Source organism: Shimazuella sp. NTD248, from assembly GCF_059510395.1.
Genome location: NZ_JCAJZT010000001.1, coordinates 459,618 through 483,752, shown reverse-complemented (window position 1 = coordinate 483,752; position 24,135 = coordinate 459,618). Strand labels below are relative to the sequence as shown.

Below are 24,135 nucleotides of genomic sequence, written 5' to 3'. Positions count from 1 at the left end.
AAAAGATCCTATTCTGTACTACTTGAATAGGGTCTTTTTATTTACTTATTATATATGAGCTCTTCCTTTGCTGACTTTTCCCGGACTCGCTGGGTTTGGATTCGTTTTTCCTCAATAATATAGTGAGGTCTTTTCTTGGATTCATAGTAAATTCTACCGATATATTCTCCGATGACACCGATGGAGATGAGTTGAATGCCGCCTAACAGTCCAACGGAAGAAATAATCGTAAAGTATCCAGGGATGACGACGCCATTCATCAAAATCTGAATAAAGGAGTACAAAATATAGAAAATATCAGTGATGGTAACAAATGATCCTAAATAGATAGCCAAACGAAGAGGTTTGTTGTTAAAAGAGATCAATCCATCCATTGCATAGTTTAGGAGTTGTCCAAAGGACCATTTACTTTTCCCATGATCGCGAAGGACATTGTCATATTCAATGACATATTCCTGAAACCCGATCCAAGAAAATAATCCTTTTGAAAATCGGTTGTATTCTTGCAAAGACAAAAGCGCATCTACTGCTCTGCGGCTGAGTAAACGGAAATCCCCCACACCATCCGTCAGCATCACATCGATCATTCCATTCATCAACCGATAGTATAACTTGGCGAACATAGTTCGTGTCCTGCTTTCTCCTTTGCGATTTCGTTTGGTGATAACTTGGTCATATCCATCCCGATATGCTTGTACCATATCAGGGATAAGATTAGGTGGATGTTGGAGATCAGCGTCCATGATGATGACGGCTTCACCAATAGAGAAGTTTAACCCTGCTAACATTGCAGATTCTTTCCCAAAATTACGACTAAAGGATATATAGTGAGCATGTTGATCTTTTTCTGTAATCTCTTTTAATATCTCAGAGGTTCTATCTCTGCTGCCATCATTGATAAAGATAAGTTCATAAGGAATCTGATTTTCTTGCAGAATCGTTGTAAGTTCCTTATGAAACCGATGCATAATCGGTTCTTCATTATAACAAGGGATAACAAACGAAAACATAGTAAAAGCCCTTCCTGTGGTGATATTTTATGAAAATTAAGTAAAATGAGTTCGGTGGATTAAAATGTCGATATCGGTATAGTTATGATTCTAAAATATCGTTTTATACGACGTCAACCAAGGAAAAGTTTTTTTTCTGATAAATTATAGGTACTGGTGGAGATACATAGGAACTCCTCAAGTGACTTGGTAAGAGAGTAACAAAATGGTACACTAAAAGCCAAATGAGATAGAAATCATTATAGAAATGATTTGGAGGACTTAAACTTGAAATTATTAAATCAAATTTTAACGCATAACAAAGAATTCATCGAAAAGAAGGGATACGAGCAATTTAAAACGGATAAGTTTCCTAATAAACGGCTTGTAATTTTATCATGTATGGATACACGTTTAGTAGAATTATTGCCAAAAGCAATGGACGTGGGGAACGGTGATGTAAAAATCATTAAAACTGCCGGCGCTATTGTATCTCATCCATTTGGAAGTACGATGAGAAGTATTCTAGTGGCCATTTATGAGCTCGGTGCAGAAGAAGTTTGTGTTGTCGGGCATCATGACTGTGGAATGGCAAAAATAAAAGCAGAAAGTACGCTGGAAAAAATGAAAGCCCGCGGAGTCAGCCAAGAAAGCTTAGATTTACTTTATTATTCTGGAGTAGACTTCAAAAAGTTTCTACACGGCTTTGACTGCGTAGAAGACAGCGTAAAACACAGTGTGGAAATGATTCATCACCATCCTCTTATGCCAAAAGATGTGGCTGTGCATGGATTGGTTATCGATCCAAAATCAGGAAAACTCGATTTAGTTGTAGATGGCTACGAAGCACAGCTTGTTTAAACGAAAAAAGAACAAAAAGCAATTTGAGACATGATGTACTCAAGTTGCTTTTTTTGTTATTTATGCGACAAAGGGTCGGTTCTCTTGTCGCATAAAGTCTGACTATCAATGTCAAATTTGCATCACATTCCTGATTATTAAAATATTTATTCTTTTATAGTTCTATTCTGATTGAACTGTAAAGATATATGAAACCTATCTAAATCACTGTATTCATGAATCATTATAAAAATAAATTTATAATTATATTGACAGTGCGTCTTTTTATCTTTTAAATAGGAATATGATCTATTTTAGGAAAGCGTTTTCATAATGTGGAAACTTATAAATTTAAGCTATTTGAAGGAGGCTTTTTGATGTTTACAAGAGCTATTGTGAAGAAAATAAGTAAGAGCTATGTAAATGGACTAACTACATCTGATCTAGGAAAACCAGATTATGAAAAAGCACAAGCACAACATGCGCAGTATGTGGCTGCTTTAAAGGAATGTGGACTTGATGTTACGGTGTTAGAGGCAGATGAAAAATATCCTGACTCAACATTTGTAGAAGATACTGCTGTGCTGACAAGGGAATGTGCCGTTGTCACAAATCCGGGCGCACCTAGTCGGAATGGTGAAATCATCGAGATGGAAGAAGTTTTGAAACAATTTTATAGTGGCGCAGAAAAAATCCAAGCACCTGGTTTTTTAGATGGTGGAGATGTATTACAAGTGGACAAGCATTTTTATGTAGGTCTTTCCGCAAGAACCAATCGAGAAGGAGCAGAACAATTTGCCGCAATCCAGCAAAAATATGGTTATGAAACAACCATTGTTCCGCTTGAGAAGTTTTTCCATCTAAAAACAGGAATCGCATATTTAGGAAACAATGATTTAGTAGTTGCAGGAGAATTCATCGAGCATCCTGATTTTGAGGGGTATAACAAAATCGTTATTGATGCTGAAGAGGAATATTGTGCGAACTGTATCCGCATCAATGACTATGTCATTATCCCAAAAGGTTATGAGACTTCCAAGAAAAAAATCGAAGATGCTGGGTATAAGACAATCGCGCTAGACATGTCGGAAATACAAAAGCAAGATGGCGGATTGAGCTGTTTGTCCTTGAGATTTTAGACTAATCAAAATGGGGATGATCTCGTGAGGTTTGGATGTCAGAGTATGGTTGGAAGTATCGAACGAATCATGGTCAAACACCCGAAGGATGCCTTTATCAGTCAAGAACACTTAGAAGAAAACTGGAGAAAATTTATCTATATACGATGCCCAAACTATGAAGAAGCAGTTCATGAATATGATCAATTTTTATCTATCTTGCAAAAGCACGTGCCTGAAATTCACTTTCTCCCACGAAACGATACAGTCGGTTTGGATTCGATCTACGCACATGATCCCGTGAAAATCACAAATAAAGGTGCCATTTTGCTTAAATCTGGAAAGTATCTTCGCAGACCCGAAGCTGGGGCAATCAAAGATTACTTCAACGATCTTTCTATTCCGATTCTTGGAAAGATTACTGGCGAAGGCAGAGTCGATGGTGGTGATGTAGTCTGGCTGGATGAACGAACTTTGGTCGTTGGAAGAGGATATCGGACGAATGATGAAGGAATCCGCCAACTGCGGGAATTGACCCAAGAGGTTGTGGATGAGTTTATTGTGGTTCACCTTCCACATGGAAATGGCCCTGAAGAATGTTTACACTTGATGTCCTTTATTAGCTTTATCGATCAAGATTTAGCAGTAGTTTACTCCAAATTAATGCCAGTTGTGTTGCGAGAGTTGTTGATCACTCGAGGTGTGAAGTTGCTGGAAGTATCTGATCAGGAGTATGACAACTTAGGATGCAATATTTTGGCCCTATCCCCTCGGAAGTGTATGCTGATTGCTGGTAATCCTCAGATTAAGCAGTTGTTGGAAGCAGAAGGGGTGGAAGTCTTGGAATACAAAGGAAAAGAAATCTCCTATTTGGGTACAGGTGGTCCGACCTGTCTCACTTCACCTATTTTAAGACGATGAAAAGGCATAAAATAACCCACTCGGGGAAGGAGCAGTTCCATGAGACAGGAGAAACACATTCAACTTGAACGATCCATGAAGAGTCGGCACCTCTATATGTTGTCTCTCGGTGGGGTGATTGGGACAGGCCTGTTTTTAAACACGGGTTATATTATTAACCAGTCTGGTTATGGCGGCGCTCTCTTAGCCTTCTTGTTCGGCGGTCTGCTTTTGTATTTGGTAATGACATGTTTAGGTGAACTTGCAGTGAGAATGCCGGAAACAGGAGCCTTTCAAGTGTACGCATCCAAATATATTGGGCCTGCTTCCGGATTTACGGTAGGCTGGGTTTATTGGCTAGGGTCTGCTACTACTGCTGGTGTCGAATTTACGGCTGCCGGTATGCTGATGAAACGATGGTTCCCCCATGTAGATGTATGGATTTGGTGTGCGATCTTTATTGCTTTATTGTTTCTGTTAAATGCATTGACAACAAAAGGGTTTGCGGAATCTGAATATTGGTTTGCAGGGATCAAAGTAGTTGCCGTAATTCTCTTTATTATCATCGGTTGTGGTGCAATTTTTGGATGGATTCATATGGATGGCAGAGCAGCTCCTTTTTTATCCCACTTTACAACGGGAAGTCTATTTCCAGCTGGTATCTCCATTGTGTTTGTTACGATGATGAATGTCGTATTCTCTTACCAAGGATCGGAATTAATCGGGATTGCAGCTGGAGAAAGTGAAAATCCAGAAAAGCATATTCCAAAAGCGATCAGAAATGTATTAGTCCGCATCTTTGTCTTCTATATTGCCTCTGTTGTCATTCTTTCCGCTATCTTCCCAGCGAAAGAATTAGGTGTTCTGGAAAGCCCATTTGTCTCTTTATTTGATATGGTTGGTATTCCTTTTGCCGCTGATATCATGAACTTTGTCATTCTCACCGCACTTTTATCTGTTGGAAACTCTTGTCTCTATGCCTCTACTCGATTGCTGTGGTCTTTGTCGCATTCTGGTATGGCTCCAAAAGTATTTGGAAAACTATCCTCGCGTGGCGTTCCGATGGCTTCTCTTATCTTAACGATGATATTTTCCCTCTTGTCCCTCTTGACCAGTGTGTACGCAGCAGACACCGTATACATCGCTTTGTCATCCATATCTGGAATTGCCGTTACCATTGCTTGGATGAGCATTGCCTTGTCGCAGTATAATTTTCGGAAACAGTTTTTGCGCGAAGGTGGAAAAGTGAGCGATTTGAAGTTTGCCACTCCACTTTATCCGTTTCTCCCGATCTTATGTCTTATACTGTGTGCCGTCTTTTTGATCTTCCCTGTTTTTGATGCTCAGCAGCGAGCGAGTTTATTTTACGGTTTAGGATTTGTGGTTGTATGCTATATCTACTATTACTTCCGATATAGTAGAAAAAAGAAAAGAGTTTCTAACGATAATTGAGAGAGTGCCCCTAGCTTTGTTTCAAAGCTAGGTTTTTTTATTTTTATGTAGAAAAAGAAAATAAGATATAATGGAAATATTCAGTAGTAGATAGGTTGTGAATATATAATGAGTAACCATCCGATGTGGGACATCTTAGTAAAAGCAATGGAATCAAATGAAATGATCTCCATTTATACGGATATTTCTGACCAAGAACATTTTAATGCGGGATTTTTGGAGCAAATAACAGAGGAATATTTTTTGATGAAACATGTGACATCAGAAGGTATAGTGGATGGTCATATTGCGAGGAGATTAGTAGATATTTATCGGGTTGATCAGTACAGTCAATATGAACAGAAACTTGAAACGCTACACAAGATACAAAATCAGCAACACTACGATTTGTTTTCATCTCCAGTAAGAGAAGATGAAAATTTGTTAGCAGAAGTATTAAAAACCGCCGCAAAAACAGAAAGATTGGTATCGATTAAAATTAGTGATGAGAGCAGAGAAAGTACAGACTTTATTATTGGGTTTGTCACATCTGTCACGAATGATATCATCAGGATTGCTAAAGTTTCCAATTATGGTGAAAAAGATGGCACAGTCACTATTTTATTACGAGATATAGAAGCAGTTGATTGTGATAGGTTAGATGAACTTGCTATTAAAATCATGTATCAGCGTGTACATAGTAGATAAGATTGATAAGTAAAGCAGGTGGAGGCTTGCGTAAGTATTTTCGTGTTATCCTAGTGGCTGGATTGTTAATGGGCATTTTGATTTTCATTATGATCGTAATGGATAAAAACGATCATTCTTTTAGTACTCAAAAGTGGAAAAAATTTGAAGATAAGCGTGTTTTTATTGTCGATGATCTACTTCGTCATCATCCGTTGAAAGGTAAAACAAAAGCAGAGGTTATTAGGTTATTAGGTTCGCCAACGGAAGATGCCTACTTTAAAAAAGCGAATAATATGGTGTATTATTTGGGGGATGAACGATCGTACCCATCGATTGACAGCGAGTGGCTTGTGATTACGTTTCAAAAGGAAACGGAAAGAGTGGAGAAAGTGGAGATATTGAGAGATTAAATATAATGGGATACAAAGAATACAGCCCTGCTCCTTAAGGAGGCAGGGCTTTTCGTGTTGCAGCTTCGGTCAGTAAAGCAAAACAAACAACTTACTGAATGAGACAAAAGAACCGTTCCCTTGTCGTACTGATAGCTGATCCATTTCATCTATATAAATGATATTATTTTCCCTTCTCCACTCTGTACGTTTTACCGTTCAGAATGGAGATCCGTCCCTCTACTTCAGGAGGCAGTGAAGGGAGCTACAAGTGGGTGGAGACTACTTGTAGTCAGTCTCCACCCACTTGTTCTTCGCCGGGTCCCAGAGCATGATACCCCTGAACGGGCACAGGTACAGCCAGTCAGCGTTGAATCCCTTGCAGGTGCTGAATCCGTCATCGGTGTCCTCAGGGTTAACGATTCCGAAGCGGACCGTGTCACGGTAGTCCGAAAGCGTCTCGGATACACCAGCAGACCAGACCCTGAAGATGGTGGCGTTGTTCCTCAACTTCTTCGGCTGGACAGTAACGTTTTCGCCGAACACGAGAACGTACAGCCCAGCAGAGATCTGCTTGATGTTGCCCTTGGCGTCGCACTCAACCGTCGTCATGGCGTCTCCCTCAGTAGATGGTGGCTATAATACTATAGTACCACAATGATTGATAGATAAAATTGAATTTTCAAATATTTAATTAAATTCCGATGAAAAAGGTAAATAAAAAGAAATAAAAGCGAGGGAAAGGAAAACTGCGACAAGGGGACGGTTCTTTTTTCGCAGTTACAATGGTGTTTTCTTTATGGGAATGATTCATAAAAGCAGGAAATTTCTTATATCGCCTATTTGATTGTGTGATATATTTGAATAAGAACTCATCTAGCACTGCAAAAGAGCATGCTACGCGTAACACATGCGTCAATGAGTCTGGTTATAGGAGGCATCCATGTCGGAGATCATCAAGAGTGAGCTCCAGTACGTGATCAACCGCGACGGCTATGTAGAGATCATCCTCGGGATCGGCTGTGCAACGTTCCTCACCGACAACATCAAGGACGTCATCCCCCGCGACGACGGTAATCTCACGCGGATCGAGGGTGGCGGCCTCTCTTTGATCATCGACCGGGAGAACAACAGCTTCAAGGCCAACAGGATGACGCAGTACGGCTGCGTGGGTTCGATCACAACCCGACCGTACGACGCGGACGCCTGCGGACCGCAGAAGCTCGACGGGGCCGCCGACTGGTGGACGTTCGACGGCGAGACCGGTAAGATGGTTCCTGCCGCCTGATGCTCATTTCTCCACATGGAGGTCGTGTCCTGCGCGTTCTGGAAAGAATTTGCGCAGGACAACGGGTTCGTAAATAACTGATTATTCCAAATATATAAGCGTTTTAAATGAATAAAAGTTTGCGACCGTCCGAATCAACTGCTCCAGACGGTCATGTTGCTTCCACAAGAGATAATGGGATTTTTAATCAGGAGAATTTACTCTGGGTTTACCTCCCTAGCTTTTTGGACACCAGCTTCGGTGAGTCGGTAGTAGTAACGCAAAGGACGGTCTTCTACTTCCCCCTTCTCCCTCTCTTTCTCTACCAAACCTTCTTTCCAGAGACGAGCAAGAATCGGGTAGACAGTTCCGCTAAGCAGCTCCTTTTCTCTGTAGATTTGGCGACCATATACCAGTTGCCCAGAGTTATGAGCATCCAGCAATGAATGGAGAACCTTCCGAGTGGCTGGGGTATTCCGCATGGAATCCTCCTGAATTCTAAAACCTACCTACAATTCTAGCTTATCACTACTAGTTCCACAATGAAGAGTAGTTAGAGAATGGAATTCTAAGCATCCTTCTGTATCCCATCAGAAAAGAATGAATAAAAGACATTTTATTTTGCATTTGAAGTCCTCGTAGAAAATAGAAGGCCAAGACAGAAAGGTGATACATGTAAAGGACATAGCATAATAATATTTCTAAAAAAACATAAAAACCTACCAACTCACAGTCAAATGGCTATTGCTTGTTTCCGCGTTTCATCTAAAAGTATATAATTTATAGCAAGAATGAAGGACGACCAAAGGGGAGTTATGGCAAAGAAGCTGTTCAAGAGGGCTTCGCTTGTTCTTGGAATTCTCGTGGGTGCTTTGACTTTGGGTGGTATCTCCTTGATGCTATTCGAAATGATTCGTTCTGCGATCGAATACGATTCTGCCGAAACGACGGAGGATCGAATCAACAGTATCGAACGAGCACAATGGGGATACCTAATGTTCATTGCTGGACTGGTTCTTCTCCTGATCATGCTGATCATTCAGGGCATTCGATACAGTTTCAAGCGACCTGAGCAGCACGTATCCGATGTTCAGTCTTCGGGGACTTCCAGCTGTAAGACCGAAAGTCCTCGAACCCGACGGAACGAAAGTTTCCAAATCCGAGGCATCAAGGGACAGGAGACCGAAAGTCCCCGCACCCGACGACTCCAGAGGCAGCGGGCTGAAGCCCAGGTTCGACGCCGGAAGCCGTGAATAATCGCTTCTAGTGACATACTCTGAGGTCGTCTTGGCCCCTCGCATCCATCCAAACAGGGTAGATGCGAAGGAGCCATGGATTCTGTTTGGATGGATGATTTCGAGAGCTTATTTTGTAAAGTTATGTAATCCTTCTTGCTCTCGATAAGGGAAATCAAATAGTTGCCGTCTACGATTGACCGATCTAACATACCTAATTAGGGCTTCTTCCTGTTTGTATGTAGACCAATACCAGTTGGCTGCTTCTACCATAATATATATAGAAATGGAAAACGGACGAAAACTCGTCCGCACTGTGGGGGTATTGGGATGTTTTATTCTTCAGGCCAACCACCATCAAGTTTCATCTTTGACGTCCTCCAGTTTTTTGTTTGCGCGTATCCGATAGGATTGTTCCAAACAAAGAAGAAAATTTTCTCTATCTCCATGTTGCTCATAACTATTACTTAGATTATCTAACAAATCGAGTTGGTGTTCATATAATTCATGTTCTGTTGCTAGATGGAATCCTGTTTTAAATTGTTCAATAGCATCATCAAAACAATTCTTAGAAAGGTAACAATGACCAAGTATTTTTAGTGAATTAATTTGTCCTAGAATATCCTTGTGTCTTCTACTAATAGATAATGCTGTTTTGATATGCTCATTAGCAAGAAATAGGTCATTTTGTTGTAATAATAGCTCTCCTAAGTGAGAGTGTACTTTAGATAATAAGACTTCTTGTTTTATCTTATGTTGGATATGTAAAGCTTGTAAAAAACAATTTTTAGCTGATAACAGATCATTTTTATTTACATAGATAGTACCGAGTGTTGTCCAAAGTATCAATAATGCATCATATTCATGATTTAACCAAGCTATTTTTTCTCCTTTTTGTGCATATTTTAATGCTTTATCAGTAAATCCCATTCGGTTTAGTAAAGTTGCGTAGGTGTCGTAGTGTTGTATAATAACTGACAGTCTTACGTTTTCTAGGAGTTTTCCTTCTTTTTCGATCTTGGAAATCTTCTCTTGAGTTTTTTCCAATGCTTCATTTATTTTTTCTAAGTTATGTGTATTTTCTAGGAAAAGTTCTTTGTTATATAAAAGAAAGTAATATACATAGACTCGTTTTCCTTCTGAAATAAATGATGCTAATCCTTTTTCCGTAACTTCAAGGGCTTGATTAAGATTATTTTGATAGAAATAAATACTACTCAAACTATTATAACAAGCAGCCAGTAGATTGGAGTTTCTCAGTTCTTCGTTTAGGTCAAATTGCTGTTCAATCAATTTGGCTGCCTCTTCAAGGAACTTTTCAGCTTGTTGCCACTTTCTTTTCTCAAAATAACATCTTCCCCAGAGATAGTTAGCAAAAGGTAATAGTGTTTTGCTATTTTCAAAGGTATACGTTTCATTTAACCTTGTTAGTTGATTTAGTGCCTCATCTGGGTTTGCTTTGGTTATTTTCTCAATCTTCTCCAGTTCCCTTTTTACTTCCTGTTCCTTCTGTTCCGCTTCCGAAAGAAGTCCATATATATCCTCTGCAACACCCAACACCTCCGCACAGGCAGCAATACTCTCTTCTTTTACCGTATGATTTCCTAACTCCAAATTGCTCACTGTGGAAATGGAAACCCCTGCTTTCATCGCAACATCTTCTTGACGAAGGCCTAATTCTTTTCTACGCAAACGAAAGATTTCTCCCATTTTTTCTTTACTTACACTTCGGTTGGTCATTATTCTCCTGCCTTTCCAATAATGAAAATAGTTAAGGTTACATTAAATAGAAAGTAAGGATATTCCTTCTTTTTGGAAAAGAATAGGTGAATGTCTATGAAAAGTATGATCGGAACCAAGGGAGATCCACTTGTTTTCACCTTGCGATATGACCACAAACTCTACTTCTCCAGAAGAGAAATTGTTTTTTAATTATTACAAGGGATAGTTATTAGATTTTTCTGTATTTTCAACTCCATAATAATATAAACGTAAATGTTAAACAGCGATAAAAAATACACCTCGAAGGAGGTGGTTTAGAGGACAATAGCTGGTTCGATTGTTTTTACTTCGTTTTTATACTCAACTTCTACCTCAGCAAGTGGAGCCGGCACATTTTCCCATAACCATGAAGCGATTTCCTCTGTATCATCAATGTTTCCAGCGAATCTATACCCATGATATCGAAAGGCAGCACGTTTATCCTTAAGCTCTGGGTTATCATATACATCAGCAAAAAACTTAGCAGCAATAGGGGGGAATCCTAAAAACTTACCAGTGACCAAAATATTTTCCCTAAAATCTACATCTTTCATCTCGATTATGTACTGGGTTCGCATCTCTTCTGTTTGGAAGAAAATTGTTGAACCGCCAAATTCATGATCATCAAAATAATAGGCGTAGCCTTGATTCTTCAGTTTATTTACGATATGCATCTCATACATGTGTGTAACTAGGTAGGCTGGTTTGATTCCGCGTAGAAATGATTCAAGCGTTTCCAAGCTTTACACCAACTTTCTAGGAGTGATCTTTAAGAAAAAAATTTGCTTCATTTTTCTTTACTTGCTTTTATATTCATTTATCATTTTCCTCCAAGTGCCCTTATTTTAACGATGACATTTTACATTCTTAAAATAAGATGGACTCCTAGAATAAACCTGCCTATGTCACAAAAGAATGTAAGAAAGAGCAAGAAAACAATTAAAATTGACAATATTTTCTAAATATTTTAAAATTATTACAAAAGTTGACAATGAGAGGAGATGGATGAATGAATTTGGTCGTTCAAATATCAGGTGATAAGGAGTCAGTTGGAGCGTTTCTTTCCTTTTTGAAAACCGATGAGAAATACTTTTTTTATACGAGTGCTAATTATTTATTTTCACCAGCAAGGAATGCAGTGGAGTTGACCTATCAACGTTCTTTCTGCAAGGAGGAAAGGGATGGAGAAAGGGAGACCTTTTGATACCTGTAAAAAGATCGCGGGGTTTTTTGTTTATGCTTGTGAAGGAGAGCAGTATTTCGTGTTGATCGAAGCGTTTCGCGATGCGCGATCGAGAAAAGAATGGATCGATGCGATTTATAAGCTGATTCATTGTGGTTTATCCCAGACAGAAAATGCCCATCCTTTAGAGATCACCCAACAAGAATGGCATAGTGTCTGCGAGTTTATCCAGCATGCAAATATAGAAGAGGTTCGTCAGTTACATATGGAGACAGTGCAATATATTGCAACATTGGAGTTAAAGAAAATCCATGAGTTGGAACAGTACATAACGAGTGTATTATTACAATTGGAAAGGGAGGAAGAGGGATGAAGGAAGTATCCTATATTCATTTGGAAACGACAGATGGACAGAAGATCACATTGGATTTGGTTGATGTACGACAGGAGAGGTTGGAGGAGAATCTTGTACAGATAGTTGGGAAGAACTACGATATATTTGCAGTGCCTGTGAGGGAAGAGGAAGAAGTGTAAAATAGCAGGTTAAAACAATGCGACAAGAGAACCATCCCCTTGTGTCGCGGATTTTTTCTTGAATAAGTTCAGTTTGCTGCTTATTTTCTGATAAACTATATAAAATGGGAAGTATGTTCTATAGTTGTACTTCTCCACAACAGTGTAAACACACAGAAAGGCTTGCTGTATGCGACACCTGCACATCCCGCGCTCAAACTTCAGCCGTATCCCCGATTTTGATGACAGTCCCACTGCCGAGTTCATGGGATGGGACGTCGTCGAGATCGATGGCTCGAACTACGAGTCTGTCTACGCTCGTGAGAGGGTGGTGATCAAGAACGAAAACCTTTCACGCGCCGCCATGTCGCAGGAAGTGTCTGTCGGCCCCCTGGTGGTGTGGTGATCGGAACGAAGAAGATCATCTACGCTGGGATGGCGCTCACGTACGAAGACATCTGCTACGAGATGGCTGTGCGTGAAACTTGGTCTCATGAGTTCGTCGGCAGGAGCATCGATGGTGTGGAGGAGCTCGTGAAGATCACTCTGACGAGGATCTCCCCCGCAGAGTGGCGACTCGAAGATCCGTGGTTTGTCAACAAGGTGGAGCTCAATACCAACGGAGAGGGACTTAAGCTCACCAACCCCTCCGGCGAGCAAGGCACGACCAAGACGGAAATCCACGGTGGCGACCACATCGACTTCAGGGGTATCCAAGTCCGAGGTTCTTTCGTCGGTGTCGTGAAATAACTAAATAGTCAGCACTGTTGTGGGACTCGTCTCGCGGACTAGCGGGATGAGTCCCCCCGCGATTTAGTGAGATTGAAATTCTTTTACTATGACTTTTTTCTTAGAAAATAATGTTGTCTTGTTAATAATGAACAACAAAAAGAAAAAAATCCTAGCCATTTGTAAGCTAGGATTCTCTTATTTTTAACTCGAGAACCATTCATATTGCGATTCTCAAGGCTATTTTCAATGATCCACACAAGAGTTGTCTCAATCGTATTTTGAGTTCACTATTATTTTAATGTTGAACCATTTTCCCTTATTTTCCCTCTAACCCAGTGAGTAACTGACTTAACTTAGTCTTCGCTTCTATCAGCGGTTTCTCTTCCATTTGCCCCTGTATACTCGCTTCAAGGCGCGCAAAGTGATCGGTGACTTGCTCGATCCATCGCTTGGATATTTGTTTGATATTTTGCTGCCATGTAGAAGTATAGGTAGCAGCGAATTCGTCAGTCATTTCGGCAATATGAGTGTTTAGTACTTCCTCTACCTGTAATTTCAACTGTTCTTTCATCTTATCGCGGCCATTTTGTTCAAAGAAGGACTGGCCGTTTTTATAGAGTTGGATTGCTTTATGAAAGTTTGGATCGGTTTCTTCCCAAACAGGCTGTGTCCATGTTAATTCTGGTTTTATGATGTCTTCTAGTTCTATTAAGGATAAACCAGAGAGCAATCGATAATGGTGATTATTTTGTTCTTTGGTAAAGGTTTCAAGGGTTGTCTGTATCCACTTTTCTAATCGTAATGAAGTAGCTCGATATTCTTGTATCAAATCATTGCCAATAAAGGCAAGTAGTTCTTTTGCAGCGGTAGTTAATTGCTTTCTGCCTGCTCTACCAGACTCCCGGATGGCAGATGGATTGATGTAGAATGCAAATTCATCATAGTATCGCAAACGGAGTCGTTCTCCTACATAGTAAAGCAATGTTTTGATTTCTTGAGCGAGATTACGTTCTTCCGTTGTGCTGATTAGGCTGGAAAATTGTTGGACCAATGTGTTTTTAGCCTGTTCCCATTGTTGCTGTTGTGCTGCTTTCTCCGATTCGCTGGCAGAAATGGCTGTAAGCATTTCTGTGATCCAAATGCCTGCTTGCTCGACATCAGAGATCATGCGGCCTATTGTCGCAGCACGAGAGTCTTCTTGGATAAAGCTGAGAAATGCTTGCTCAAATCGAGAAAATGCAGGATTGAGCTCGCGATTTTCTTGTTTGTCCGACAGGGAGGCCAAACTGGAAACAGGGAACATTCTTGGATGGCGAATGCCATATTGATTCAGCTGGGAAGCGACATAGTCGACTACTTTCTCCAGTTCCTTCTGAGAAGCTGCCAAATCCGCTGCATTGACAATAAAGTACATCTTATCGAGAGAAAAGGAATCTTGTACCCTGCCAAGCTGAATCAGAAGTTCTCGATCAGCTCTGGAAAATGCATGGTTGTAATAGGTTACAAACAATAGAGCATCCGCTTGTTTCATATAGCGAAAAGCAACATCTGTATGCCGTGCATGCAGAGAATCCGCTCCAGGTGTGTCTACTAATGTGATGCCTAGTTTCGCTAAGATAGAATCATAGTACAACGCTACTTCTTCTACAAAAGCAGATTTTGCTTCATCCGCCATATAGGAGATGGCATCTGTTTGAGACATCGCAGTCGTTTGACCTAACACCTGTTTTACATCCGCAAATCCATTTTGAATCGCACGCAAAAAAGGGATGGCCATTTTTTGGCGTGTCGTTTCTAGCTTACGGCTAAGAAGCTTTGGTATTTCTTCCACAAGACCTGTGAAATCAGATGCAGAAGATTTTTGCTGAAACAGTTCAAAAAGATGATGCAGCTCTTGGAACAAGGTTGCACTCGATTTAAAAGTTACGGTTCCTGTACCATGTACATGCTCCGAAGTTGGAGGACATATACGGCAGACGGTAGCTGTTGTTGGATTTGGAGATACAGGTAACAAGGCGTCCCCTAATAAAGCATTAGCAAAAGAAGATTTCCCTGCGCTAAAAGCACCAAACAAGGCAACCGTAAATTGTTGTTGTTCCATCTGGATGCGTTTTGCTCGCAATCGCTCAAAAAAGGGCTGCAATTCGGGCAATGATTTCAATACTTTCTCCGCTTGCAGCAATAAGTTTTGTTGTTGTGCTGTGTTCGTTTCCGAAGTTGGGGCCATTGGTATCACTTCTGATGGAGAAGTTGTTTTTTCTTCTGTGATCAGAGTGGTAGATTGTACGATTTGTTCCTGTTGCAGCCATTTTTCGATTAGTTCTGTTGGCGCTTGTTCTCGTCCATCTTTTATGATCGCAAGCAAAGCCTGCTGTTCCGTTTGGATATTTGCATGTGTCTGTATATCTTGTTGGATTTGTTTGAGGTCTTTCTGGGTCTCTTGTAAGTCCATCTGCCCTTGTCGGATTTGCTGTTGAAGGCTGGTTTCCAGCTCGGGTAGATGATTGGTCAAATATTGTCGTACATATGCCCGATATAAGGATTTGATCTGTTCCGTTAAATCGGTTGTATACGTTAAAACATAATTTCCACTGAGTCCAGCGCCTTGTTTGATTGTACTACGCAGCAAATCAACGGTAATATGAGGAACAGCTTGATGCAGTTCATCGGCCAAAGATGGCTGATAAATCATATATTTTCTGGCATGTTGACTTATCAAATCGGTGATATGTCCGGTCAACTGGGTAGATACGGTTTCTTTCAGTGATTGGAGAAATTGTTGTTCCCGATGATTTCGTTCTTGCTCCGTCTTGCTTTTCGCAAACAAAAGACCCATTTTAAAATTGGGCTGCATCGCTTCTAGATAGGAATTGGCCAGTTCTCGCAAACTAGCTGGCATTAAGTAAGCATTTTGCAACAGATGATCGAGGTCTTTCATCAATTGATTGGAAATTTGTTGTTTTTCGTATTTCCATTGTTCCAATTGTTGTAAGTCGTTTTGTTCTTTTTTATTCCATTCTTCACGCTTTAGCTGAAGTGTTTCCAAAGCCGGAAGCAGAGCCGTCTTTTTATGGATATATTGGTCAATGAGATAGCTGATTTCACGCTCCACATTTTTCTCCATCAGCTCATTTTTTTGCTCATAAAGCTGATGAAGGAGTGCTTTCACTTGTGTTAGTTGGTTATGAGGATGATCAGGCTGTTTCAAACTTGTAAAATAAATGCCAGCGACAGCAATGTTCCAAGCTGCAAAGGAGGCTGCAACTCCCCTTTGAAAATCAGCAAACGAGAGCTCTTTGACTCGATGCTTATCGATTTGATTGATGATCAAATAAACTTGCTTTCCTCGATCTGTGAGGTCTTTTACAAATTGCAAGTTCCCTTCTGCTTGGACATGGTTGTAATCCATCATATAAAAAATAACATCTGATACATGAAGGTTTGCTTCTGTCGCAATACGGTGAGCCTCATCGGTTGAGTCGACTCCTGGGGTATCGACGATTGCGACATGAGGTGGTAACGGTACGTCCAATCGCTCGATTACTACTTCTGTAGCTTTTTCTCCATCTTGACAAAGCGCCTGAAATGCTTCATCTGTATAGGCACCTATCACTTCTTGTGTTGTTCCGTTAAAGTAGCGCATTTGAATTTTATTTGGGCCGTGTTTTACTTTTACGACATTTGCACTCGTTGGAATAGGGCTTGTCGGCAAGAGAGACATCCCAAATAAATGATTCATCAAGGAAGATTTCCCTGCTGAAAAGTGACCACAAAAAGCGATAGCAAGTTCCCCGCGATCGAGCTTCTGCATAAAATCTATACATTTATGTTGGATCTCCTGATTGTTTTCGGCTGGTACAGCTCGCATGAGCAAAGCTAATCTGTTTATCCAGAGACTTGTAGGTGTCTGTAACATGTCATATCCCTTCTATTATTCGGAAGTAATCTTTTGCTATCGTACCACAAAATAATTGTTTATTTATAGCATAGAAATTAGGAAATGATAAGATAAAAGAGCATGAAAAAAGAAAGGTGAGAAAACATGAATCCAACAGATCAAGAGCGAGCAAAATTACTCAAAGAAGCAAAAAATATTGCCGTTGTAGGACTTTCCAGTAATCCTGAGCGAACGAGTTACATGATAGCAGAAGCATTGCAACAAGCTGGATATCGGATATATCCGGTAAATCCGATGTTGAAGGAGCCGGTTCTTGGAGAGAAACCTTATGCAAGTTTATTGGAAATAGAAGATTCTATCGACATTGTCGATGTATTTCGCCGTAGTGAAACCGTTTATCCAATTGCAGAAGAAGCTGTTAAAATTAAAGCAAAAGCATTGTGGATGCAGCTTGGGGTAGAAAATGAAGAGGCTGCTAAACTCGCTAGAGAAAATGGATTAATCGTTGTTATGAATCGTTGTATCAAAGTAGATCATGCTTTGTTGATTCGCTAGTAGAGAAAGTTTAATCCAAAAGAATGTATATTTTTGCTAAAAATTTGATAAATAACGGTCACAATATCGACAAAAATATGTCATTGTGATACAATGTGCTCTGTAGGTAGGGCTGACCTCCTTGCTTACATCTTTAAGCTGCTTTTTTAGCAGTTGTTAAGCTACCACGCTTCTATTTTCTTTTTTTGACCCTCTTTCATGTGACCAGAAAATCTGGTCTTTTTCTTTTGGAGGAAATATATGAACAGTTACCATCCCTTATATATTCAATTTTTTCAGCACTATCACCAAGGTGAGTACTGGGAAGCACATGAAGTTTTAGAAGAGCTCTGGCAGCAAGATCGAACCAATGATTTCTATCATGGCTTGATTCAGATTGCCGCTGTTATGCATCAGCTAAACCGCGGGAAAGTCCGTGGAGCGAGAAAATTATCAGAGACAGCTATCCGCTATCTTACCCCTTATCAACCTGAGCATGAAGGGGTATCGGTATCGAGTATTTTGCAATGGCTGCAACTTTGTTTGCAGAAGCTGCCAGAAGGAGTAACGATTTTAGAACAAGCAAAACTAGAAAAATTGGGCATTCCCATCTGTGAATTGCCAGAAATAAAATAAAAGTTGTAAAAACCCATGTTGCTTTAGCCCGACATGGGCATTTTTTATGAAAAAAAACATAATCAATTTAATAGGAATAGAAAGTTGCTTATAGGAGGAGGATGAATGACGTGAAAGGCAGACGTTGGACCTCAGAAGAAGATCAATTGTTAAGTGAGATGGTACTCCATACGATTAGTAAAGGAGGAACACAGTTAACAGCATTTTCCGATGTAGGGAAAAAGATAGGACGTACAGCAGGTGCATGCGGATTTCGCTGGAATGCAGTACTTAGAAGCCAGAATCCAACCTCATACAGTGAGGCAAAGAAAAAGAGAGTCTACACTCAGTTAGAGAAAAAACGCAAGTCAAAAATAGAAACATTTTCAGAGGCGATAGACCTTTTAAAACAAACAGAACAAACATGGGTGAAGCAGCAAAGAGAGATATCTCGTTTAACTCAGTCTATTTCTCAAATTAAGGATAAAGTAAATACATTAAAACAGGAAAATCAAAATTTTAAGCAGGAAAATAATTCAGTCGAATGGGTGCAGCAAGAGGTAAAAATTCGATATGAAGAACTCGTTTCCTTGATTGAACAGCTCAAAAAGGAGACAGGTGTAACTAAGAGTGAATCATTTATACCCAAGAGTATCGTTGGGAAAACAAATTCAGCTCCTCCAACATAATATAGAGAAGCAGGTGTAGAAAAGAGGTGGGAGCTATTTCGAAGAAAGAAGAGCAACTACAAAAACGCCTATTGGAGATTGAAGAGAAGTTAGCTTATTATGAACAAAAGTTCGACAACTATAAAGATGAACAAAACAAATTAAAAAACGAGATGCGCTTTTTTGAATCGATGCTGCTTGAGGAATATCATTTGTTGCTGCAACTTTTAGAAAAGGATAAAACAGGAATACGTTTGCATCACTTGCCATAACAGAAAGACTCCTTGAGCGATCAAGGGGTTTCTTTTGTATGTGATATAGAAAACAGCCTAGAGATAATTCCCTAGGCTGTGTCTCCTTATTAGAAGCAACCAGCAAATACAAAAATGGTAGCGATAACAAGTAAGAAGATTAACAAACGGTGCCAACCGAAGAAAGCTCCACCAAATCCACCCATTTTATTCACCTCCTTACTGGATTTCAGGAATTAACAACATCCTCCACTGAATCCAAAGCCACCAGCAAAGACAAAGATGGTAGCGATAACTAGTAAGAAAATTAACAGACGGTGCCAACCGAAGAAGCCTCCGCCAAATCCTCCGCCAAATCCGCTCATTTTGACACCTCCTTATTTACTAGACTGCGTTGATTAGCAGCAACCGCCGCCGCCAAATCCAAAGCCACCAGCAAAGACAAAGATGGTAGCGATAACAAGTAAGAAAATTAGCAAACGGTGCCAACCGAAGAAACCTCCACCAAATCCTCCGCCAAATCCGCTCATTCTGACACCTCCTTATTCACTAAATTGAAAATGATTAGCAGCAACCGCCGCCGCCAAATCCAAAGCCACCAGCAAAGACAAAGATAGTAGCGATGACAAGTAAGAAGATTAGCAAACGGTGCCAACCGAAGAAGCCTCCTGCAAAACCGCCCATTTTGACACCTCCTTTCTCAAGAAATAGGTTCAATTAGGTAAGAATTAACGAAATCTATCTGGTGTTATCCTAACAGCATCTTCCGCCGAAACCGAAACCACCAGCAAAGACAAAGATAGTTGCAATTACTAGGATAAAGATAAGAAGGCGATGCCATCCAAATCCGAATCCTCCACCGCCAAAACCGCTCATAGTGGAAACCTCCCTGGTCATGCTTACAATTTATGCACCGAATTGAATCGGAGCTGATTTACCTTATGCGGATATTTCTCGCTTTGTACAGGTGTTTGCCCTGTATTAGAAATTTAGGTTTCTGACTAAGGCGTTTATTTGGCAGAAGAGTAGATTATAGAGACACCAGAAAAGAAAAGAGTGTTGGTATTGTTTATTTGTCTCAGTTTATTCTGCTTTTTAGAGAAAGGATTAAACAAAAACCTAGATGGAAGCGATTTTAGGCTAAAAAATCGTACCCACTTTTTACAAGTAGGCATAGGATAGCCAAGGAGAATAGATGGAGGTGCAGGAATGAGTAATGAGCCAAGTTTAGGACAATTGACAAATATGATTAATGCAGTTATGGGACAAAAAGTGTTGAGTGAAGAACAATTGAGTCAGATCATGGGTGGAGCAAAAAGAGCTTTTGATCGTGGAGGTATGCCGCTTGTTATCGAATATTTAATGAAGGTCACACAAGCAGATGTAGACAAAGAAGAAGTGACACAATTTGCAGAAACGATAAAAGCAAATCCACAGCTTGGCAAAGATATATTAGAAGGTAAAAAAAGCTTAAAATACGGAAAGAAAAAGTAAAAAATGGATGAAAAAAACAGCTTTGGCATCAGAAAGCTGTTTTTTTCTGTATATTCATATTTAGCAGCTTCACACTGCTAAGCCGTTGGATTTTTGGGACGATAGCCTTATGGCTATTTCATTACCAAGCAAACTCTGTGTGCCCCACGGTTTTCGTCTGCTGCGATATACATATATCACCATGCGAATTGATTGTAAACTTGCTTTTTTCAAAGGTTGGACTGGTGAAGGAAAAATCCTTCTCCTCGTCCAAGGCTCGCTTTTATCCCACGATTTAAACCGTGGGTTTTCTCGCTCGTAATGTTGTGAAATTTTGAGATTCCAAGTGAATCACCATTGTTATTCCTTTTTTGACAAATGAATCAATATTTTGTATATTATTTTTAATATAGCAATAATAGAAGAAAGCGACGGAAGATGACCCCCGTCGCTTTTGTTTAAAATCCTTGCAAAGTATTCCACACTTCCAACTTGGTTTGTATCTTAGCGATGATCTCATTTGTAAACTCAGTAGTAGTAGCACTCCCAGACAAATCAGCAGTTCGAATGCCTTCATGTACAGTTTCAATGGTAGCTTCATAAATTGCCCGAGATGCAGCAGTTGCTTTTCGATCGTTCATGTAGGTGAGTAGGGATGCACCTGCCAGTATCATCGCCATGGGATTTGCGATATTTTTCCCAAATAAGGAAGGTGCTGTTCCATGGGGAGCCTCAGCCATGATGGTCTGTGGTTCAAATTGATCATTAAAGCTAAGGAGGATAGATTCTGCACCTGCAATAGAACCAAATAACTGCAAGACCATGTCACTTAAGCAATCGCCATCACGGTTTAAAGCAGGAATAACTAATGGATCACCTGCATGATTGAGTAGTAATGCATAGGTAGCATCAATTAGTTGAGGTTCATAGCGTACTTCTGGGTAACGAAGGCTTGCAGCATCCATCTCTTCTTTTAGCATTCCTTCGTAAATAGGACTGACGGTATACTTAGGCCCGCCAAATACTTTGGCTTTCATCTTTTTGGCATGACGAAAAGCGTATTCAGCTACTGCACGGCATGTTTTGCGGTCGATTGTTTCTGTGCGGTATGCTACTTCGTCCATGCCATCGCCTTCCCGCCATTCTTTGGCACCATAAGCATCACCTACAGCCATTCGAATGACGGAAATAGGAGCATATGTACCGCCAATTGGTCTTACACCAGGAATTCGACGACCAGTGCGGATAATAACTTTGCCATCGATTTCTTTGCGCAAAATGGCATTTGGACTACCGATATCTCCTTTTTCTTCTGGAGTGATAGTAGCAGCTTTTAGTCCAAAACCTGCTCGTTTCATTGCCTTTGCTGCATCATGTACCACTTGGTTTTTGGTAGCACGTCTATTTTCTAAACTGAGATCGTAGGTTTCAAATTGAAGATCAAATTGAATTACACTTGGATCTAAGACGCGAAGAGCTTCATCTAGGAGTTCTTGACCAGTTTGGTCGCCTTTCATAACAACGATCGTACGTTCCATTTATATTGTCACCTCATGTTAATATATTGTGCTCCTTTTCTATTATAGATGTGGGACACTGAAAAAGAAAAGTAATCCAAATTTATGCAGTTTTGCAAATGATAAAAGGGGAGTAGAGCGTGATTATCGAAGTAAGTGTAGGAGTAATAGCGGTTGCTGTTGTACTACTGGTTATTTATCTCATTGTGACCTTAAGACAGCTTAAGAAAACACTAGCTGCGGTCAATCAGACTGTAAGCATCTTGGAAAAAGATACCCATGAGCTGCTCACGAATACAAACGGGCTCGTATCTGAAACGAAAGCCGTTGTAGCTAATGTCAAAGATAAAACAGAAAATACGAAAACATTGTTTAAAGCGATTGATCAAATAGGCCAGCAAATGAATGAAGTCTCTACCTTTGTCTCAAAAGCAGCTGCTGAAAACAAGGAAAAGCTCGGTGGTATTCTTGCGATTGTTGGTGCTGCTATGAATCTAGTTCAAGAGTGGCGTCAAAATAATGAAAAAAGGAGAATGAAAGATGTCCAAAACTGAAACTCAAATGAACCTAAAAGACTTTATGATCGGTGCAGCATTTGGAGTAGCTCTAGGTGCAACATTGGCCTATTTAACAGCTCCTAAAGCGGGAAAAGAAGTCAGAGATGATATCAATAAAAAATTCAATTATGTTCGAGATAAAGGTCAAAAAATTGTGTTGGATGTAAAAACACAGAGTACAGATATGATTGGGAAAATGGCAGAAGTAAAAGATAAAGTTCAAAACAAATTGACTTCCATAAAAGAAAATGTTGGAGAAGGTGTAACAGAGTTTACGATAAATGATGAAGCAGATGAAGAAAAAGATATATATACAGCAAAATAGAAATAAAAGGCAACTATTTTAGTTGCCTTTTTTTACGGATGGTAGATGACATATAGACATATTTCAGTTAAAATGAATGAATATTTTAGTAGAGTTGAGGGGAGCGAGTAAGTTTGAGTGATGCAAATGTGAAACAATTGCGTGATGAGCTAGATTCTATCAATCTGGAATTACTTACATTATTGAGTAAAAGAGCGAGTATTGTTCAAGAAATCGCTGATATAAAAACAAAGCAGGGTGTAACCAAGTTTGATCCTGAGCGCGAGAAACAAATGCTCGATCGCTTAGTTGAACATAATGAAGGTCCATTTGATAATGAGGCAGTTCGTCACCTTTTTAAACAAATTTTTAAAGCTTCTTTGCAATTGCAAAAAGATGATTCTAAAAAACATCTTTTAGTAAGCCGAAAAAAACAAGCTGAGGATACAGTTGTTACCCTTGGTACAACTCAAGTGGGTAATGGGAAACCAACCATTGTTGCAGGTCCTTGTTCCGTTGAGTCAGAAGAACAAGTCCGTGAAGTAGCCAAAGCATTGAAGAAAAATGGGGTAACTTTAATGCGGGGTGGAGCGTTTAAACCTCGTACATCTCCATACGATTTCCAAGGGCTCGGTGTGAAAGGTCTTGAGATTTTGCGCCGTGTTGCAGACGAATTTGGCCTGCAAGTAATCAGTGAAATTGTAAACCCAAGCGATATTGAACTCGCTACAAAATATGTGGATGTCATTCAGATTGGTGCCCGTAACATGCAAAACTTCGAGCTGCTAAAAGCAGCTGGAGACGTTAAAACCCCTGTGCTGTTGAAACGTGGCTTATCTGCTACGATGGAAGAATTTTTGCATGCAGCAGAATACATCGTTCATCGTGGAAACAAAAATGTAATTCTCTGTGAGCGCGGTATCCGTACGTATGAAAAATGGACGCGTAACACATTGGATATTTCCGCAGTACCACTGTTGAAAAACGAATCCCACCTTCCAGTAGTTGTCGATGTTACACACTCTGCTGGACGTCGCGATATTTTAGTACCACTTGCAAAAGCAGCTTTAGCTGCTGGTGCAGATGCAGTTATGGTAGAAGTACATCCAAACCCAGCTGTAGCTTTATCCGATGCACAACAACAGATCGATATCCCTACTTTTGATCAATTTATGACCGATTTGCATGCTTCGAAATTGCTTCCAGCTTTGGTGGAATCGAAGTAAGTTTAACTAAGATATAGAATAAGAACCCCCAAACCATTTGACGT

The 24,135-nt window shown here is 40.1% G+C and carries 32 protein-coding genes and 1 pseudogene; 21 read left to right on the top strand and 12 right to left on the bottom strand.

Annotated features, from left to right (window positions below):
* Positions 1-41: 41 nt before the first annotated feature.
* On the bottom strand, positions 42-1,010 hold the full coding sequence (locus AC5WOE_RS02590) for a glycosyltransferase family 2 protein (protein ID WP_496048433.1): 969 nt from the start codon (positions 1,008-1,010) through the stop codon (positions 42-44).
* 267 nt (positions 1,011-1,277) lie between these two features.
* Here AC5WOE_RS02590 and AC5WOE_RS02585 point away from each other — a divergent pair, with 267 nt between their 5' ends.
* The 6 genes from AC5WOE_RS02585 to AC5WOE_RS02560 all read left to right on the top strand — a co-directional run bounded on the left by AC5WOE_RS02585 (position 1,278) and on the right by AC5WOE_RS02560 (position 6,378).
* The gene (locus AC5WOE_RS02585; RefSeq protein ID WP_496051843.1) at positions 1,278-1,850 is read left to right on the top strand and encodes a beta-class carbonic anhydrase; all 573 of its coding nucleotides are present in this window, start codon (positions 1,278-1,280) and stop codon (positions 1,848-1,850) included.
* A gap of 356 nt (positions 1,851-2,206) precedes the next feature.
* Positions 2,207-2,968, top strand: a complete 762-nt coding sequence (locus tag AC5WOE_RS02580) for a dimethylarginine dimethylaminohydrolase family protein (protein ID WP_496051842.1) — start codon at positions 2,207-2,209, stop codon at positions 2,966-2,968.
* A gap of 45 nt (positions 2,969-3,013) precedes the next feature.
* A complete protein-coding gene (locus AC5WOE_RS02575) occupies positions 3,014-3,868 on the top strand; it encodes a dimethylarginine dimethylaminohydrolase family protein (protein WP_496051841.1) in 855 nt (284 codons plus the stop codon).
* 39 nt (positions 3,869-3,907) lie between these two features.
* On the top strand, positions 3,908-5,299 hold the full coding sequence (locus tag AC5WOE_RS02570; protein ID WP_496051840.1) for an amino acid permease: 1,392 nt from the start codon (positions 3,908-3,910) through the stop codon (positions 5,297-5,299).
* 123 nt (positions 5,300-5,422) lie between these two features.
* Entirely contained in the window at positions 5,423-5,986 is a 564-nt protein-coding gene (locus tag AC5WOE_RS02565) for a hypothetical protein (protein WP_496051839.1), read from the top strand.
* 26 nt (positions 5,987-6,012) lie between these two features.
* Positions 6,013-6,378, top strand: a complete 366-nt coding sequence (locus AC5WOE_RS02560) for a hypothetical protein (RefSeq protein ID WP_496051838.1) — start codon at positions 6,013-6,015, stop codon at positions 6,376-6,378.
* Positions 6,379-6,639: 261 nt separating this feature from the next.
* Here the strand turns inward: AC5WOE_RS02560 and AC5WOE_RS02555 are convergent, their stop codons facing one another.
* A complete protein-coding gene (locus AC5WOE_RS02555) occupies positions 6,640-6,969 on the bottom strand; it encodes a hypothetical protein (RefSeq protein ID WP_496051837.1) in 330 nt (109 codons plus the stop codon).
* A 331-nt stretch (positions 6,970-7,300) separates the two neighbouring features.
* On the opposite strand from AC5WOE_RS02555, the gene AC5WOE_RS02550 reads away from it, so the two are divergent.
* A complete protein-coding gene (locus AC5WOE_RS02550) occupies positions 7,301-7,645 on the top strand; it encodes a hypothetical protein (RefSeq protein WP_496051836.1) in 345 nt (114 codons plus the stop codon).
* 197 nt (positions 7,646-7,842) lie between these two features.
* Here the strand turns inward: AC5WOE_RS02550 and AC5WOE_RS02545 are convergent, their stop codons facing one another.
* From AC5WOE_RS02545 to AC5WOE_RS02530, 4 genes and pseudogenes are all read right to left on the bottom strand, one after another.
* Positions 7,843-8,106, bottom strand: coding sequence for a PadR family transcriptional regulator (locus AC5WOE_RS02545; protein WP_496051835.1), 264 nt, complete (start codon positions 8,104-8,106; stop codon positions 7,843-7,845).
* 1,110 nt (positions 8,107-9,216) lie between these two features.
* Complete coding sequence (locus AC5WOE_RS02540; RefSeq protein ID WP_496048421.1) at positions 9,217-10,599, bottom strand: helix-turn-helix domain-containing protein; 1,383 nt, start codon at positions 10,597-10,599, stop codon at positions 9,217-9,219.
* Positions 10,600-10,641: 42 nt separating this feature from the next.
* Positions 10,642-10,770: pseudogene (locus AC5WOE_RS02535) on the bottom strand (hypothetical protein); the annotation flags it as partial.
* Positions 10,771-10,895: 125 nt separating this feature from the next.
* The gene (locus AC5WOE_RS02530; protein ID WP_496051834.1) at positions 10,896-11,360 is read right to left on the bottom strand and encodes a hypothetical protein; all 465 of its coding nucleotides are present in this window, start codon (positions 11,358-11,360) and stop codon (positions 10,896-10,898) included.
* A gap of 269 nt (positions 11,361-11,629) precedes the next feature.
* Between AC5WOE_RS02530 and AC5WOE_RS02525 the strand changes: the two genes are divergently transcribed.
* The 5 genes from AC5WOE_RS02525 (at position 11,630) to AC5WOE_RS02505 (ending at position 13,066) form a co-directional block, all read left to right on the top strand.
* The gene (locus tag AC5WOE_RS02525; protein ID WP_496051833.1) at positions 11,630-11,824 is read left to right on the top strand and encodes a hypothetical protein; all 195 of its coding nucleotides are present in this window, start codon (positions 11,630-11,632) and stop codon (positions 11,822-11,824) included.
* Entirely contained in the window at positions 11,802-12,176 is a 375-nt protein-coding gene (locus tag AC5WOE_RS02520) for a hypothetical protein (protein WP_496051832.1), read from the top strand. Before AC5WOE_RS02525 ends, AC5WOE_RS02520 begins: the two co-directional genes overlap by 23 nt.
* Complete coding sequence (locus tag AC5WOE_RS02515) at positions 12,173-12,337, top strand: hypothetical protein (protein WP_496048417.1); 165 nt, start codon at positions 12,173-12,175, stop codon at positions 12,335-12,337. The genes AC5WOE_RS02520 and AC5WOE_RS02515 overlap by 4 nt, the downstream gene beginning before the upstream one ends.
* Before the next feature lie 169 nt (positions 12,338-12,506).
* Positions 12,507-12,722, top strand: coding sequence for a hypothetical protein (locus AC5WOE_RS02510; protein WP_496051831.1), 216 nt, complete (start codon positions 12,507-12,509; stop codon positions 12,720-12,722).
* Positions 12,719-13,066, top strand: coding sequence for a hypothetical protein (locus tag AC5WOE_RS02505; protein ID WP_496051830.1), 348 nt, complete (start codon positions 12,719-12,721; stop codon positions 13,064-13,066). The genes AC5WOE_RS02510 and AC5WOE_RS02505 overlap by 4 nt, the downstream gene beginning before the upstream one ends.
* 298 nt (positions 13,067-13,364) lie before the next feature.
* Here the strand turns inward: AC5WOE_RS02505 and AC5WOE_RS02500 are convergent, their stop codons facing one another.
* Positions 13,365-16,964 carry a dynamin family protein gene (locus tag AC5WOE_RS02500; RefSeq protein ID WP_496051829.1) on the bottom strand — a complete coding sequence of 1,200 codons (3,600 nt, stop codon included), beginning with the start codon at positions 16,962-16,964 and terminating at the stop codon, positions 13,365-13,367.
* 126 nt (positions 16,965-17,090) lie between these two features.
* Between AC5WOE_RS02500 and AC5WOE_RS02495 the strand changes: the two genes are divergently transcribed.
* The 4 genes from AC5WOE_RS02495 (at position 17,091) to AC5WOE_RS02480 (ending at position 19,035) form a co-directional block, all read left to right on the top strand.
* The gene (locus AC5WOE_RS02495) at positions 17,091-17,501 is read left to right on the top strand and encodes a CoA-binding protein (RefSeq protein WP_496048414.1); all 411 of its coding nucleotides are present in this window, start codon (positions 17,091-17,093) and stop codon (positions 17,499-17,501) included.
* A 240-nt stretch (positions 17,502-17,741) separates the two neighbouring features.
* Positions 17,742-18,116, top strand: a complete 375-nt coding sequence (locus AC5WOE_RS02490; RefSeq protein ID WP_496048413.1) for a DUF309 domain-containing protein — start codon at positions 17,742-17,744, stop codon at positions 18,114-18,116.
* Between the two features lie 101 nt (positions 18,117-18,217).
* Positions 18,218-18,784 carry a hypothetical protein gene (locus tag AC5WOE_RS02485; protein ID WP_496048412.1) on the top strand — a complete coding sequence of 189 codons (567 nt, stop codon included), beginning with the start codon at positions 18,218-18,220 and terminating at the stop codon, positions 18,782-18,784.
* 26 nt (positions 18,785-18,810) lie between these two features.
* The gene (locus tag AC5WOE_RS02480) at positions 18,811-19,035 is read left to right on the top strand and encodes a hypothetical protein (RefSeq protein WP_496048411.1); all 225 of its coding nucleotides are present in this window, start codon (positions 18,811-18,813) and stop codon (positions 19,033-19,035) included.
* A 215-nt stretch (positions 19,036-19,250) separates the two neighbouring features.
* On the opposite strand, the gene AC5WOE_RS02475 is transcribed toward AC5WOE_RS02480, so the two are convergent.
* The 4 genes from AC5WOE_RS02475 to AC5WOE_RS02460 all read right to left on the bottom strand — a co-directional run bounded on the left by AC5WOE_RS02475 (position 19,251) and on the right by AC5WOE_RS02460 (position 19,890).
* Entirely contained in the window at positions 19,251-19,379 is a 129-nt protein-coding gene (locus tag AC5WOE_RS02475) for a YjcZ family sporulation protein (protein ID WP_496048410.1), read from the bottom strand.
* 33 nt (positions 19,380-19,412) lie between these two features.
* Positions 19,413-19,544: a YjcZ family sporulation protein gene (locus tag AC5WOE_RS02470; RefSeq protein ID WP_496048409.1), complete on the bottom strand. Its 132-nt coding sequence runs from the start codon at positions 19,542-19,544 to the stop codon at positions 19,413-19,415.
* Between the two features lie 34 nt (positions 19,545-19,578).
* Positions 19,579-19,698: a YjcZ family sporulation protein gene (locus AC5WOE_RS02465; protein WP_496048408.1), complete on the bottom strand. Its 120-nt coding sequence runs from the start codon at positions 19,696-19,698 to the stop codon at positions 19,579-19,581.
* A gap of 69 nt (positions 19,699-19,767) precedes the next feature.
* Complete coding sequence (locus AC5WOE_RS02460) at positions 19,768-19,890, bottom strand: hypothetical protein (RefSeq protein WP_496048407.1); 123 nt, start codon at positions 19,888-19,890, stop codon at positions 19,768-19,770.
* A 333-nt stretch (positions 19,891-20,223) separates the two neighbouring features.
* Between AC5WOE_RS02460 and AC5WOE_RS02455 the strand changes: the two genes are divergently transcribed.
* Positions 20,224-20,508, top strand: a complete 285-nt coding sequence (locus AC5WOE_RS02455; RefSeq protein ID WP_496048406.1) for a bacteriocin — start codon at positions 20,224-20,226, stop codon at positions 20,506-20,508.
* 109 nt (positions 20,509-20,617) lie between these two features.
* Positions 20,618-20,809: a hypothetical protein gene (locus AC5WOE_RS02450; protein WP_496051828.1), complete on the top strand. Its 192-nt coding sequence runs from the start codon at positions 20,618-20,620 to the stop codon at positions 20,807-20,809.
* A gap of 136 nt (positions 20,810-20,945) precedes the next feature.
* On the opposite strand, the gene AC5WOE_RS02445 is transcribed toward AC5WOE_RS02450, so the two are convergent.
* The gene (locus AC5WOE_RS02445; protein ID WP_496048405.1) at positions 20,946-22,025 is read right to left on the bottom strand and encodes an isocitrate/isopropylmalate family dehydrogenase; all 1,080 of its coding nucleotides are present in this window, start codon (positions 22,023-22,025) and stop codon (positions 20,946-20,948) included.
* 119 nt (positions 22,026-22,144) lie between these two features.
* Here AC5WOE_RS02445 and AC5WOE_RS02440 point away from each other — a divergent pair, with 119 nt between their 5' ends.
* The 3 genes from AC5WOE_RS02440 to AC5WOE_RS02430 all read left to right on the top strand — a co-directional run bounded on the left by AC5WOE_RS02440 (position 22,145) and on the right by AC5WOE_RS02430 (position 24,091).
* Complete coding sequence (locus tag AC5WOE_RS02440; RefSeq protein ID WP_496051827.1) at positions 22,145-22,558, top strand: DUF948 domain-containing protein; 414 nt, start codon at positions 22,145-22,147, stop codon at positions 22,556-22,558.
* A complete protein-coding gene (locus tag AC5WOE_RS02435; RefSeq protein ID WP_496048403.1) occupies positions 22,545-22,886 on the top strand; it encodes a YtxH domain-containing protein in 342 nt (113 codons plus the stop codon). The genes AC5WOE_RS02440 and AC5WOE_RS02435 overlap by 14 nt, the downstream gene beginning before the upstream one ends.
* Before the next feature lie 113 nt (positions 22,887-22,999).
* Entirely contained in the window at positions 23,000-24,091 is a 1,092-nt protein-coding gene (locus AC5WOE_RS02430; RefSeq protein WP_496048402.1) for a bifunctional 3-deoxy-7-phosphoheptulonate synthase/chorismate mutase, read from the top strand.
* The last annotated feature ends 44 nt before the right edge of the window (positions 24,092-24,135 follow it).

What these genes read in the sequence shown, in the direction of transcription:
- AC5WOE_RS02540 (WP_496048421.1), bottom strand. Translation starts at nt 10,599, where the DNA reads ATGACCAACCGAAGTGTAAGTAAAGAAAAAATGGGAGAAATCTTTCGT.
- AC5WOE_RS02565 (WP_496051839.1), top strand. Translation starts at nt 5,423, where the DNA reads ATGTGGGACATCTTAGTAAAAGCAATGGAATCAAATGAAATGATCTCC.
- AC5WOE_RS02510 (WP_496051831.1), top strand. Translation starts at nt 12,507, where the DNA reads ATGCGACACCTGCACATCCCGCGCTCAAACTTCAGCCGTATCCCCGAT.
- AC5WOE_RS02495 (WP_496048414.1), top strand. Translation starts at nt 17,091, where the DNA reads ATGAATCCAACAGATCAAGAGCGAGCAAAATTACTCAAAGAAGCAAAA.
- AC5WOE_RS02455 (WP_496048406.1), top strand. Translation starts at nt 20,224, where the DNA reads ATGAGTAATGAGCCAAGTTTAGGACAATTGACAAATATGATTAATGCA.
- AC5WOE_RS02550 (WP_496051836.1), top strand. Translation starts at nt 7,301, where the DNA reads ATGTCGGAGATCATCAAGAGTGAGCTCCAGTACGTGATCAACCGCGAC.
- AC5WOE_RS02575 (WP_496051841.1), top strand. Translation starts at nt 3,014, where the DNA reads ATGGTTGGAAGTATCGAACGAATCATGGTCAAACACCCGAAGGATGCC.
- AC5WOE_RS02490 (WP_496048413.1), top strand. Translation starts at nt 17,742, where the DNA reads ATGAACAGTTACCATCCCTTATATATTCAATTTTTTCAGCACTATCAC.
- AC5WOE_RS02525 (WP_496051833.1), top strand. Translation starts at nt 11,630, where the DNA reads ATGAATTTGGTCGTTCAAATATCAGGTGATAAGGAGTCAGTTGGAGCG.
- AC5WOE_RS02435 (WP_496048403.1), top strand. Translation starts at nt 22,545, where the DNA reads ATGTCCAAAACTGAAACTCAAATGAACCTAAAAGACTTTATGATCGGT.
- AC5WOE_RS02470 (WP_496048409.1), bottom strand. Translation starts at nt 19,544, where the DNA reads ATGAGCGGATTTGGCGGAGGATTTGGTGGAGGTTTCTTCGGTTGGCAC.
- AC5WOE_RS02460 (WP_496048407.1), bottom strand. Translation starts at nt 19,890, where the DNA reads ATGAGCGGTTTTGGCGGTGGAGGATTCGGATTTGGATGGCATCGCCTT.
- AC5WOE_RS02545 (WP_496051835.1), bottom strand. Translation starts at nt 8,106, where the DNA reads ATGCGGAATACCCCAGCCACTCGGAAGGTTCTCCATTCATTGCTGGAT.
- AC5WOE_RS02500 (WP_496051829.1), bottom strand. Translation starts at nt 16,964, where the DNA reads ATGTTACAGACACCTACAAGTCTCTGGATAAACAGATTAGCTTTGCTC.
- AC5WOE_RS02485 (WP_496048412.1), top strand. Translation starts at nt 18,218, where the DNA reads ATGAATGACGTGAAAGGCAGACGTTGGACCTCAGAAGAAGATCAATTG.
- AC5WOE_RS02465 (WP_496048408.1), bottom strand. Translation starts at nt 19,698, where the DNA reads ATGGGCGGTTTTGCAGGAGGCTTCTTCGGTTGGCACCGTTTGCTAATC.
- AC5WOE_RS02515 (WP_496048417.1), top strand. Translation starts at nt 12,173, where the DNA reads ATGAAGGAAGTATCCTATATTCATTTGGAAACGACAGATGGACAGAAG.
- AC5WOE_RS02450 (WP_496051828.1), top strand. Translation starts at nt 20,618, where the DNA reads ATGGCTATTTCATTACCAAGCAAACTCTGTGTGCCCCACGGTTTTCGT.
- AC5WOE_RS02580 (WP_496051842.1), top strand. Translation starts at nt 2,207, where the DNA reads ATGTTTACAAGAGCTATTGTGAAGAAAATAAGTAAGAGCTATGTAAAT.
- AC5WOE_RS02590 (WP_496048433.1), bottom strand. Translation starts at nt 1,010, where the DNA reads ATGTTTTCGTTTGTTATCCCTTGTTATAATGAAGAACCGATTATGCAT.
- AC5WOE_RS02520 (WP_496051832.1), top strand. Translation starts at nt 11,802, where the DNA reads ATGGAGAAAGGGAGACCTTTTGATACCTGTAAAAAGATCGCGGGGTTT.
- AC5WOE_RS02570 (WP_496051840.1), top strand. Translation starts at nt 3,908, where the DNA reads ATGAGACAGGAGAAACACATTCAACTTGAACGATCCATGAAGAGTCGG.
- AC5WOE_RS02475 (WP_496048410.1), bottom strand. Translation starts at nt 19,379, where the DNA reads ATGAGCGGATTTGGCGGAGGATTTGGCGGAGGCTTCTTCGGTTGGCAC.
- AC5WOE_RS02555 (WP_496051837.1), bottom strand. Translation starts at nt 6,969, where the DNA reads ATGACGACGGTTGAGTGCGACGCCAAGGGCAACATCAAGCAGATCTCT.
- AC5WOE_RS02445 (WP_496048405.1), bottom strand. Translation starts at nt 22,025, where the DNA reads ATGGAACGTACGATCGTTGTTATGAAAGGCGACCAAACTGGTCAAGAA.